At 64.8% G+C, this 11,439-nt stretch carries 12 protein-coding genes; 3 read left to right on the top strand and 9 right to left on the bottom strand.

Annotated elements, in window-relative coordinates:
• The 6 genes from murF to menD form a co-directional block, all read right to left on the bottom strand.
• On the bottom strand, nucleotides 1-1,214 hold a 1,214-nt coding region (gene murF, locus QZ189_RS08820), incomplete at its 3' end, for a UDP-N-acetylmuramoyl-tripeptide--D-alanyl-D-alanine ligase (RefSeq protein ID WP_296421556.1).
• A 4-nt stretch (nucleotides 1,215-1,218) separates the two neighbouring features.
• Complete coding sequence (locus QZ189_RS08825; RefSeq protein ID WP_296421557.1) at nucleotides 1,219-1,866, bottom strand: hypothetical protein; 648 nt, start codon at nucleotides 1,864-1,866, stop codon at nucleotides 1,219-1,221.
• 101 nt (nucleotides 1,867-1,967) lie between these two features.
• Nucleotides 1,968-3,494, bottom strand: a complete 1,527-nt coding sequence (gene glgA / locus QZ189_RS08830) for a glycogen synthase GlgA (protein ID WP_296421559.1) — start codon at nucleotides 3,492-3,494, stop codon at nucleotides 1,968-1,970.
• A gap of 41 nt (nucleotides 3,495-3,535) precedes the next feature.
• Nucleotides 3,536-4,141: a L,D-transpeptidase gene (locus QZ189_RS08835; RefSeq protein ID WP_247478096.1), complete on the bottom strand. Its 606-nt coding sequence runs from the start codon at nucleotides 4,139-4,141 to the stop codon at nucleotides 3,536-3,538.
• A gap of 49 nt (nucleotides 4,142-4,190) precedes the next feature.
• Nucleotides 4,191-5,021, bottom strand: a complete 831-nt coding sequence (gene menB / locus QZ189_RS08840) for a 1,4-dihydroxy-2-naphthoyl-CoA synthase (protein ID WP_296419073.1) — start codon at nucleotides 5,019-5,021, stop codon at nucleotides 4,191-4,193.
• Nucleotides 5,022-5,028: 7 nt separating this feature from the next.
• Nucleotides 5,029-6,807 carry a 2-succinyl-5-enolpyruvyl-6-hydroxy-3-cyclohexene-1-carboxylic-acid synthase gene (gene menD / locus QZ189_RS08845; protein WP_296421560.1) on the bottom strand — a complete coding sequence of 593 codons (1,779 nt, stop codon included), beginning with the start codon at nucleotides 6,805-6,807 and terminating at the stop codon, nucleotides 5,029-5,031.
• Between the two features lie 53 nt (nucleotides 6,808-6,860).
• Here menD and lepB point away from each other — a divergent pair, with 53 nt between their 5' ends.
• Nucleotides 6,861-7,442 carry a signal peptidase I gene (gene lepB, locus QZ189_RS08850; protein ID WP_050778473.1) on the top strand — a complete coding sequence of 194 codons (582 nt, stop codon included), beginning with the start codon at nucleotides 6,861-6,863 and terminating at the stop codon, nucleotides 7,440-7,442.
• 29 nt (nucleotides 7,443-7,471) lie between these two features.
• Nucleotides 7,472-7,819 (top strand): DUF760 domain-containing protein, encoded by a 348-nt coding sequence (locus QZ189_RS08855; protein WP_010316770.1) that lies wholly within the window; start codon nucleotides 7,472-7,474, stop codon nucleotides 7,817-7,819.
• Here the strand turns inward: QZ189_RS08855 and QZ189_RS08860 are convergent.
• Nucleotides 7,816-8,976 (bottom strand): DUF4336 domain-containing protein, encoded by a 1,161-nt coding sequence (locus tag QZ189_RS08860; RefSeq protein ID WP_296421561.1) that lies wholly within the window; start codon nucleotides 8,974-8,976, stop codon nucleotides 7,816-7,818. The two genes, QZ189_RS08855 and QZ189_RS08860, sit on opposite strands and share 4 nt — an antisense overlap.
• Nucleotides 8,977-8,984: 8 nt before the next feature.
• Entirely contained in the window at nucleotides 8,985-9,860 is an 876-nt protein-coding gene (zupT, locus tag QZ189_RS08865) for a zinc transporter ZupT (protein ID WP_010316768.1), read from the bottom strand.
• Between the two features lie 87 nt (nucleotides 9,861-9,947).
• On the opposite strand from zupT, the gene sepF reads away from it, so the two are divergent.
• Complete coding sequence (gene sepF / locus QZ189_RS08870; RefSeq protein WP_010316767.1) at nucleotides 9,948-10,241, top strand: cell division protein SepF; 294 nt, start codon at nucleotides 9,948-9,950, stop codon at nucleotides 10,239-10,241.
• A gap of 141 nt (nucleotides 10,242-10,382) precedes the next feature.
• On the opposite strand, the gene QZ189_RS08880 is transcribed toward sepF, so the two are convergent.
• On the bottom strand, nucleotides 10,383-11,183 hold the full coding sequence (locus QZ189_RS08880; RefSeq protein ID WP_296421562.1) for a PfkB family carbohydrate kinase: 801 nt from the start codon (nucleotides 11,181-11,183) through the stop codon (nucleotides 10,383-10,385).
• Nucleotides 11,184-11,439 lie beyond the last annotated feature (256 nt).

Raw genomic sequence — 11,439 nt, forward strand, 5'->3', positions numbered from 1 at the left:
GGCGCAGCCGCCTGGGCCATCGCCTCAGCCTCGGCCCCATTGGCCACGATCACCAAACCATCCAGCTGCAGCGCAGCGGCGCGCTCGGCCACCTGGCGGTGCAGGGCAACACTCTGCTCCCCGAGCTCCAGCATGGTGCCCAGGACCGCAAAGCGGCGGCCGGGCTGGCGCGCCAGTAGATCCAAGGCCGCCAAGACGGCTTCTGGGGAGGCGTTGTAGGTCTCATCCAACAGCGTCAGACCGCCCATCTGCAGGCGCCGGTTGCGCCCCCCCGGGACCGCAACACTCATCTGGGTCAATGCGTCTGCTGACACCCCGAGCTCGGCAGCAACGGCCAGGGCCAACAGCAGATTGCGGGCGTTATGGCGCCCCTCCAAGGGCAAGTGAATACGCGATCCCCCCACGCGCATCACCCCAGCACGCTCATCGAGCTCACCGATCCAATCGGCCTGATCGGCGCCGGCGTCATCAGACAGAGCAACCCGTGCGACCCGACCCGACCAAACCTGAGCCAGAGCCGCCTCGAGCAGTGGATCGCCCGCCGGCACAACGAGCAGACCCTCTTCCTTCAGGGCGGCCGTGATTTCCAACTTGGCCTGGGCGATCGCCTCCCGGCTTCCCAGACGTCCGATATGGGCGGTCCCGATGTTGGTGACCACCGCCACGTCCGGGGCAGCGGCGCGGCTCAAGCGTTCAATTTCGCCGAGGCCACGCATGCCCATCTCGACGACCACAGCCTGGTGTTCGTCGCTGGCGTTGAGGAGGGTGAGTGGAACGCCGATGTCGTTGTTCTCATTGCCACGGCTCGCTTGAACAGGACCCAAAGGCAGCAGGGCTGAGCGAATCAATTCACGGGTTGTGGTCTTCCCCGCCGAACCGGTCACGGCCACCACGGGGCAATGCAGCTGCCGGCGATGGAGCAACGCCAACTGCTGGTAGGCCTCAAGGCTGTCTTCGACGAGCCAATGGAGCAGACCCTCTGGAACTAGCTCACGGCGATCCCGTTGCACAAGGGCAGCCTGGGCTCCAACGGCCAACGCCTGGGGCAGGAACACATGGCCATCGAAGCGCTCACCCACCAGGGGAACGAACAGTTGTCCAGCCGAGAGCGTCCGGGTGTCGGTGCAGATCTCGCCGACGGCAGCCTCGGGATCCCAATCGGTTGAGGCACCTTGGGGGGCTCCCCAAAGGGCCATCAGAGCGCCGAGCTGCATCGGATCAGGTGGACGGAGATTCGCTGAGCACGATCATGCCCTCACCGACCAGGGCATCTCGGGCGATGAGGCCAGAGCGGGAATCGCGTAGCTCCAGGTGTTCGTAGCCGAGCTGATTGGCCCACAGCTGCCAAACCTCAGCGCGCCGCTGCTGCTCCTGCGGGGTCAGTGCCGGGAAGGCTGGCCGCACCTGCAGGATTAAGAGGGACTGGTCGGCAACGCCCTCGGCCTGGACCAGCAGTCCATCGGCCTCGGGTCGCTGCACCAGCTCAAGCAAAGGGTCGGGGGCATAGGGCCCCTCGAATTCCTCAGGTTCCAAATCAAAAGCGTCGGCATCGCTCGGTTCGATCGGCTCAATCGGCTGAACCGGCGGCTCCTCGACGAGAGCAGGTGCTTGGGCCACCTCCGGATCGCTGATCGGCTCGGAGGATTGCTGCGGCTCAGGTGCGCTCTGCACCACGGCGGCTGGAGGGGCTGGATCAGGGGCAGAGGGCCAGACCCGCAGCAGCAGGACCAGGGCCGACCCGAGCAGTGCCGCTAAGAACAGGGCTAAAGCCGGCCAGAACAGGGGAGCGAGATCCGACGGCCACCAGGACGGCGACCAGAGGCTTCCCTGGCGATTGCGTCGCCAAAGTTCCCGGGAGCGGAGCACAAGGTCGCCGCGGACGGCGCCAAGGTCCTCGGCCAGGGAGAGCCAAGGGTTCTTGTAGGGCGCCGGCAGATTGCTGCGCCGTTCCGTGGGCGGAGGAGAACTCAGCGGCTGCTCCGGCGGCGCAGAAGCGAGAGGGGATTGCGCAGACCAGGAGCGGCCTCAGCCTCAGACACTTGGTCAAGGCCCTGGCGGCTCGGATCGGCCTGCTGACCCTGGGAGAACTGCTCCACCGCTTGGGCGTCGGGGGTCGGTTCTTTGACCCCTTTGACCTCCTTGTACATCCGGTCGTACTCCAGGGCGGAGCGATCCCAGCTGAAATTGGCCTGCATGGCACGGCGCTGCAGCTCCGTCCAACTCTGGCGATGGCGATAGGCCTCCCAGGAGCGGACAATCGAGGTGTAGAAATCGAGTGGCTCGTAGCGGTCGAAGCCAAACCCCGTGCCGGTGTGGCCATTGGGGTCGTGCGGGGGGACGGTGTCGACCAGACCACCGACGCGGCGAACCACCGGAATGGAGCCGTAGCGCATCGCCAGGAGCTGACTGATGCCACACGGCTCAAACCGACTCGGCATCAAGAACGAATCACTACCGGCGTAGATCAAGCGCGAGAGGGCGTCGTCATAGGTCAGGAAGACCGCAAAACGCCCCGGATAGCGGGAAGCCATCTGCCAAAGCCCCGCCTCGAGGTGCCGGTCCCCGGTCCCCAAGACCACGATCTGGCTGTCGGAATAGGCCAGGACCCGGTCCGCCACCTGCAGCAGAAGATCAATGCCTTTTTGGTCCACCAGACGGCTCACCACACCCATCAGATAGGTGTCGGGATTGACCGCCAAGCCCATGCGCTCCTGCAGGGCCCGTTTGCACACGGCGCGGCCCGAGAGGTCATCGGCGGAGAAGGTCGCGGGCAGGGTGGAATCGGTGGCCGGGTTCCAGGCGTCTTGGTCGATGCCGTTGAGGATGCCGCGCAACTTGCCGCTGACGAAATTCAACAGGCCGTCGAGCTTCTCGCCGTACTCAGGCGTGCGGATCTCCTGGGCGTAGGTCGGTGAGACCGCATTGACCCGGTCGGCATAAAGCAATGCCGCCGCCATCGTGTGGTCACCCTGCATGTACCAGGGGCACCAGGTCATCCGATCGAGCTTCCAGCGCCAGGGGCCCTGGTACTTGAGGTTGTGGATGGTGAAGACGGTGCTGATCTCCGCGTCCTGGTGCATCCAGACCGGAATCATCCCGGTATGCCAGTCATGGCAATGCAGGATGTCGGGCTTCCAGTGGTGCCAGGCAAATTCCGAGACGGCACTGGCAAAGAAGGTGAAACGCCAGTCCTCGTCCTCGCCGCCGTAGATCCGCTCGGGATCGAAGACAGGGTGGCCGACCAGGTACAGGGGCAAGCCATTCGTCGGATGACGGGTTTCGAACACCGCAAAATCGGTGCCCATCGTGTGGCCACGCCAGATGGGATCAGCCGGGATCTGCAGAAGGCTCCAGAGGCGGCCATAGCCCGGCATGATCAGCCGTACGTCGTGGCCCAGGGGTGCCAGGGCCGGGGGGAGGGAGCCGACCACGTCGCCCATCCCGCCGACCTTCACCATCGGTGCACATTCAGCCGCAGCAAAGAGCACCCGCATGGCGATGGGATCGCAAGTGGGCGCAACTTTACGGGCAGTCTCTAGGGAAGGACCGTCACCAAGGTGCCGACCTCGACCAGCTCAAACACTTCCTGGACGTTTTCTTCGTAGAGACGTACGCAGCCATGGGAGACCGCACGTCCAACGGTCCAGCGGTGGGGCGTGCCATGGAAGCCCGCCACCGTGCAGCCGTTGACGCTGAGATAGCGCTCACCGTCCCAGGCATTCTCTTTGGGGGTGCAGTTGCGATGGAAGCCAATCCAGCGTGAACCCAGGGGATTCTTCGGGCCCTGAGGGACCTGGGAGCCATTGCCTGGATGCTGCCAAACGGGCTTGGCCACCTTCTCGAGAACCCGATGGCTGCCGGCGGGCGTTTCCCAACCGTCCGTACCAACGGCGGCGGGGTAGCGATGCAGCATCCGGCCGTCCTTGATCACCATCAACTGCCGCGTCTGGCGATCGAGCACCAGGTGCAGTCCCTCCTGATTCATCAGCGAGGTCGGGATGCGGGAGAGGGCCACCGCATCACTAATGACCGGTGCCGGAGGTGGAATGGGGTCGGGTTGGCGTGCCTCAGCGATCTGCGGAAGCAGGGCCAAGGCCAAAGGCGCCAGGAGGGCGAGGCCAGTCGAGCGGGAGAAGGTCACAAGCCAAGCAGCAGTCTCACCTAGGACTAGCTACGAGACTTCAGTTGTGCTACGGCAGCCAGTCGGAGCCAGAAAAATCGGGAGACCGCTTCTCCAGGAATGCATTTCTGCCCTCCTGCCCCTCTTCCGTTCGATAAAAGAGATGGGTGGCTTGCCCGGCCAGTTCTTGGATGCCCGCAAGACCATCGGTCTCCGCATTAAACGCCGCCTTCAGGCAACGGATCGCCGTCGGGCTGTGCTGCATCACCTCCCGCGCCCAACGCACCCCCTCCAGTTCGAGCTGATCAAGGGGAACAACGGCATTGACCAAGCCCATCTCCAACGCCTCCTGGGCGCCGTACTGGCGGCAGAGGAACCAGATCTCCCGCGCCTTGCGCTGGCCGACCACGCGGGCGAGATAACCAGCGCCAAAGCCCCCGTCAAAACTGCCCACCCGCGGACCGGTCTGGCCGAAGCGAGCGTTCTCAGCCGCCAGGCTCAGGTCACAGAGCAGGTGCAACACCTGTCCGCCACCGATGGCGTAGCCGGCCACCAGGGCAATCACCACCTTGGGCAGGCTGCGGATCAGGCGCTGAAGATCAAGAACATTCAGCCGCGGCAGGCCGTCATCACCGACGTAGCCCCCGTCACCGCGGACGCTCTGATCACCGCCGGCACAAAAGGCATAACCACCATCGGGGGCAGGGCCGACCCCGCCGAAGAGGACCACCCCAACCCGCGGGTTATCCCGCACCCGTGAAAACGCATCAAAGAGTTCGCTGACGGTCTTTGGACGAAAGGCGTTGCGCTTTTCCGGGCGATTGATCTGAATCCGGGCGATGCCCTCCTCACTGAGATCAAACAGGATGTCGTCGTAGGAGCCCTGGGGAATCCACTGCACAGCGGCTTCAGCGGGTGGCGAGTTCGACCATTGTGCGGCGCAGGCTTTGCCGCAACTGCGCATCCGCCTGGCGATCGGTTTGCACCACCAGAAGGCTGAGCGTCTGCCCATGCGCCCAAGCCATCGCCTGGGGCAACGCCTCCAGGCTCTCTACGCGCTGGGCGGGGATGCCATAGCCCTCGGCCCAGCGCAGGTGGTCCATGGCTTGTGGCATCGCGAACAGGCGCTCGAAATCCAGGGCCGGACGGATCGGCAATTGCTCAAAGATGCCGCCGCCGCCGTTATCGACCATCACGACCGTCAGCTGGGCGCCACGCTCTCGCAGCTGCTGCAGCCAAAGCCAGCCATTGGCGTCGTGCAGCAGGGCCAAGTCACCGCTCAAGAGCACCAGGGGGCCTCTGCTGATGGCCAAACCGGCAGCGAGGGACAACGTCCCATCGATGCCCGAGGCACCGCGGAAGCCATCAATGCTGCGGCAAGGGGCATCCGGGGCCGAGAAGCTCTCCCAGTCCCGCACAGGACTGCTGCTGGCGAGCATCAAGCCCCAATCGGCTGGCAGAGCGCGACTGAGGCTCCGGGCCAAGCCTGGCTCCGAGAGCCCCTGCGCCGGGAGCAGCTGGTCCAGACGCTGCTGCACCTGCTGCTCAGCCGCCCACCAGAGGTCGCGCCACCGCTGGTTACCAGCAGCCACTGGAGCGTCCCAGCGGGACGCGGGGTGCTGAGCGAGCCAGGCCTCCAGTCCATGGGGCCAATGCTGGCTGGCCGTGCCCAAGGCATCGAGGTTGCGCGGATCCTGTTCACTCACCAACAACTGAACGCCGGCGCTTCGCTGAATCCAGGCCTGCAGACGACGGCTCGCTGGCACCGGCCCCAGGCGCAACAGTTGTGGCGCAGAAGGCAGCTGATGGCCCTCTGCCAGGAACAGGTCGTAGCTGAGAACACAGCTCAGGCCAGGCCAACCCCGCAGCCCGGAGAGCGGATCAGCCAAGACCGGCCAACCCGTCCGCGCCTGCCAGCGCTGCAGGGCAGCGGCAAAGCCCGGCAAGTCCTCCGCGCGACCACGCCAGGGACCGGCGATCACCACCCCTGGGCGATCGAGATCGAAGGGAAGACCCTCTCCAGTCCCAGCCGCAGGAGAGGGAATCAGGTCTTCGCCAAGGGCAGCCTCAGGGGACTGTGCCTTGAGTTCGCTCTGCAGGCGGCTGATGCTCTCTGCCGGGGCATGCAGGGGTTCTTCAAAGGGGAGATTGCAGTGCACCGGGCCCCAGGGGGGAAGCAGCGCCTTCGCCCAGGCCTGCTGGGCAAACACCCGCAGATCCGAGCGCTCCATCGCCGCCAGACCCCGGGGATCCCCCTGAAGCAAACAGCGGCAAGAGGAGGCAAGAAACGACTCTTGATTGACCGTCTGATTCGCCCCACAACCCTTCAAGCGGGCGGGGCGATCGGCGCTCAGCACCAGCAGCGGAATCGCACCGAAATCGGCCTCCACGACGGCAGGAAGCAAATTCGCCACCGCAGTTCCCGAGGTGGTCACCAGGGCCGCAGGACGACCGTCCCCGCGACTCAAACCGAGGGCAAGAAAGGCCGCTGAGCGCTCGTCCACGCCGCAGAACAACTCCAACCCTTGCTCCGCCAGCAGTCCAGCGGCCAAGGCCAAGGGAGCCGAACGACTCCCAGGGCAGAGCACCAGACGCCTCAGCCCCTGGCGCTGGAGCTCAAGCAACAACGCAAGCGCCGCCTGAAGATTCGCCTCAGCACTGCAGGGGTGGGGAGGGGGCAGAGGCACCGGGGCGGGCCATTGATCAGGATGTGGCGATCATGCCGGCCCACGCTGAATCGATGCAGACTCCGCCACAAGCACCCGAGTCCGCGGTGAAGGGCTGGAGATCGATCCTGCTGTGGCTGGCATTGGCCCTGGTGCTGCGCTGGGCAGTGATCGAACCGCGCTGGATTCCCTCCGGTTCCATGCTCCCCACCCTGCAACTGCAGGACAGGATTCTTGTGGAGAAAATCCGGCCCAAACTGGGCTCTGGCGTTCCAACAGGAAGCGTCGTGGTCTTCCGTGCCCCTGAGCAGCTCGTCGCCGCTGGCTATGACCCAGCGGCAGCTCTGATCAAACGGGTGATCGGCCAACCCGGCGATGTCGTGGAAATCCGCGGAGGTGAGCTGCTCCGCAACGGTGAAGCCGTCGCGGAACCCTGGCGCACTGAGGCGATCGACTACAGCTTTGGCCCCGTCACCGTCCCCGATCACCACCTCTTGGTTCTTGGGGACAACCGCAATGCCAGCCTCGATTCCCACGTCTGGGGACCACTGCCCGAGCAGGATCTGATTGGCACCGCTGTTCTGCGTTACTGGCCCCTCAGGCGGGCCGGTTTGATTCGGTTCCCCGCCCCAGAGCCAGAGAATCAGCTGGGGTAGGGTGCAACCCTGACGTGGAGCACGCCGGAATGTTCAACCCGGAGTTCCTGACCAGCGACAGCGAACCGATCAGCGGCAACTCCCTGATTCAGTACCTGCAGGAACAGTCTCCGGACGTGTTGCAACGCGTGGCTCGCTCCGCCAGCGGCGACATTCAAGACATCATTCGGCACAACGTCCAAGGCCTGCTCGGGATGATTCCCGGTGAGCAATTCGACGTGAAGATCACCGCCAGCCGTGACCATCTGGCTGGTCTTCTCGCCTCGGCGATGATGACGGGGTATTTCCTGCGCCAAATGGAGCAGCGCATGGAATTGGAAGCAACGCTGTTCGACGACGGCGGCGCCGACGCAGACCCCGGCGAACTCAGGCTCTAGGCCGAGTCTTCACCCGGAACAACACCGGAGCGCACCAACAACTGATCGATCGAGGCGAGGTAGTCCCAGTTCCCCTCGTTTGGGGCCCACTCTCTGCGCTCGAACGCATCGGCCAACTGGGCCAACTGTTCGTTGGAGCAGGGCACGGGAGCGTCGTAATGGGCCGGCACGACCCAGCGCACCTGGGGCAGTTGCGCCAATTCCCGCAACCAGCGAATCACCACGGGCCTGGCACGAGGAAAAACCAGGCGCTCCAGCACGGGTGCCACCAGAAGCGAGCCGCTCGGCTGGGTTAACGCTTCAAAGGCAGTACGGGAACTCGAGCGCCACTGAAATGGGAAGAGGCCGAAATAACTCCGGGCTGAGCGACAGCCCGGCTGAAACGCCTTGGACAACAGCTCGCGGAGGGGTGGAACCTCCAGGGCCTCCGGCCGCAAAAACGAAGCAAACAAAGCCAGACGCTCCCAACCTTTTTGGCGCAGTTCCGGCGTGTCCGTCAGGGGTTGATCGCCGCTGTCACGGGCATGGAAGAGCAGGGGGGTGGGATCGAAATCAAAAATGGGTGGTGGCTCCGGGTTAATGGCCACCAAGGCATCCGTCAGCAGCAGCGAGCCACTGGCCTGATGCAGGCAGGCAAATTCCTGAAAGCGACCCAGCCCAAGGTCAAGCGGACCCAAGGACGACCACACCAGCTCGTCGCTGTGGGGATAGCCATCCTCCTGAAGCACCCGGGTTCGCGCCCGCGGGAAGCCCAACCAGCTGGCAGGCAGGTTGATCGGGAAGCTCCACTGACCGGGGGTGATCCAAACCTCCGCCTCGGGAAAAGCCCGCGCCATCGGCGGGACAGGAAGCTTGTGCTCCAACCCTGAGGCCGTCGGCAACACAATCGTTTGGACCGCTCCAAAACGCTCCTCCAAGGAGCGAAGGGCCTGACGGACCTCGACGGTGGGCGCGACTGGGGCATAGAGCATCAGGCCACCACGCACACGGACCACCGTCATTCGGATGGGCACCGCCACGTAAAAGACACCCTGGAGCTGCTCAAAACTCCAGAGCTGGTCTGGGATCAGCTCACGCACCAGCGTGCGCTTGCGCCCGTAGGGATAGAGGGGCAGCAACGGCCACCAAGTCCAGCGCTGGTCGGAAGCGGCAACCATCGAGCGCTTCAGGTCAGCAGCACCAGGCTGATGCTCATCACGAGCATCCCCGCGGTGACCCCGAACATCATCAGGTGGTGCTTGGCGCCCGTGCGTTGGGCCGCCGGGAGCAACTCGTCGAAGCAGATGTAGATCATGATTCCGGCGACGCTGGCAAACACCAGGCCCAGAACCACGTCATTGAGAAAGGTCCGCAGAAACACGTAGCCGATCAGCGCTCCGACTGGTTCCGCCAAGCCAGAGGCAAAGGAAATCCAGAAGGCCTTGCTTCGGCTACCGGTGGCGTAATACACGGGCGCTGAGACCGCGAGCCCCTCCGGGATGTTGTGAATGGCAATGGCGATGGCGATCCCAATGCCAAGCCGGGGTTCAGAAAGCGCCGCCACAAAGGTGGCCAACCCCTCGGGAAAGTTGTGAATCGCGATGGCCAGGGCCGAAAACAGCCCAGTGCGCATCAGTGCCGAGGAATCGGAGCCTTCGCGCAAGGGCAAAATCGCCAACTCGTGCGAAGGGAGCAAGCGATCAATCAGCGCAAGAGCCAGCATCCCGGCAAAGAAGGCCAGAACCGTGACGAGATAGGCCGTGCTGGTGCCCAGGGCAGGCGTCAGGGACTGGCGGGCCTTCGGGAAGATCTCCACGAAGGAGACGAAGATCATGACCCCGGCAGAAAAACTCAGGGCGCTCGTCAGTAATCCCGGGCTAAAGCGCCGGCTGAGCACGCCAAGCCAACTGCCGATCCCTGTCGACAGGCCTGCGCCGAGGGTCAGCAGGAAGGCCGGCAGTACCTGGTGGTCCAGCGCTTCCAAGCCCGGCTCCTCGGCAAAGGTGGTTCGATGATCGCAGGCCAGGAGGCCCTTGGTGGGCGGATCGGCCGATCCAGGCACGTTTCAACAATCCCGGGCTCGACCCGCAACGCCTGGACAGATGCCCCCACATGGGGCAGAACACAGACATCGCTGCACGAGCGGGCCATGCAGACGCCATTTGGGATCTGGCTCCCGCAGGTCACAGTGCTGCGCTGCCGGCAGTTCGAGCAGGCCAGCGATGCCGTCGAAGCGGTGCGGGAGCGCCAATGCGTCGTGCTGCAACTCGAAGGAATGGAGCCCAGCGAAGCGCAGAGAATCCTCGATTTCGTGGCCGGCGCCGTCCATGCCCTGGACGGCCAAATGGAGCGTGTGGGTGATGGGACCTACCTCTGTGCACCGGCCGGGGTCGGCGTCAGTCAGCTCAGCGGCTCCTCGGAATCATGCGTCGAACCGGCCTGAACCCGGCGCTCCAACTGCACGAACAACAGCCAGGCCAGCCCAGCCGAGACACCTCCGGTCCAATCGGAGCGCAGAAGCTCAATGATCGAGGCGGTGCTTGCCGTCACCCTGAGGACCCGCAGGGCCAGGCGACCAAGTCGGTTAGCCATAGGGGCCAAAGCGTGTTGCACAAGCTGCTCCGCACTGGGCGCCCAGCCTGATGGAATCAGCGAGCGACCGTTGGGCCGCAAGGCCCGTCACGACACCTGCCGCAAAACTGTCGCCGCAGCCATAGCTCTCCACCAGGGGCCCTGGAAGCGGAGCCGCGTCGTACCGGCCGCCTGGAACGCTGTGGCCTCCGGCGGCTCCCTCGGTGCGGATCAAGGCACGGGGCGCGGGTGTGAGTTGCGTGGGATCCACCGCCTCTCCAGGATCCAGGCCACTGCCAATGAGGGCATCCAAGGGAACAGCGGCCTCCTGCAGCACGGGTAGACGGACCCGCGGTGTGGCCGCCAGAACCTTGGAGGCGCGGCAGGCGCGCAGGAGCGGCGCATCAGCCGCCGTGACGAAGAGTCCATCGCAGTCCGCCAGGTCCTTCCACGGCAACGGATCACTGAGGGACGGGCTCAGGCGGTCTCCGATCACCGTGATCGCCCGATCCCCTCCGGGATCCACCAGGCTCAGGCCCCGCCGGGTCGGAGCATCCCTCCAGGCCACATGGAGCTCAAGACCCAAGGCTTGGAGGCGTTGCACGCAGGCCTCCCCAACCGCATCCCGCCCCAGGGCCGTGAAGAACTGAACGGGTTGCTGGGTCAGCCGCGCCATCTGCACCGCCACGACCGCGCCACCACCGGCGGGCTCCTCCAGGCTGCGGAGCGCATGGCCAATGGCACCCGGTCGAGGTAGTTGATCAACCGCCAGGAATTGCACCCACTCGATGTGACCAACCACGGCCAAACGCATCGGCGGCAGTTCCGGTGCTGACCAAACAACGGGGTCGGTGGACACAGCGAAGCACGAACAACGGCTGGAACTCCATCAAAAGCCAGGCGGGCCTGCACACAAAAAAGCCCTCGCTGACGCGAGGGCTCTGGGAATAGGGGCCAATCCGTTGGGGCTCAGCCAATCGACGGTGCAGTCAGAGCCACCGGGGTGATCTCGGACGCAGCCAGGTCGAGGGGGAAGTTGTGAGCGTTGCGCTCGTGCATCACTTCCATAC

Origin of the sequence: Vulcanococcus sp. CPBay_Sum15L08_68, from assembly GCF_017855895.1 — a bacterium.
In the GTDB taxonomy this organism is placed as follows: domain Bacteria; phylum Cyanobacteriota; class Cyanobacteriia; order PCC-6307; family Cyanobiaceae; genus Vulcanococcus.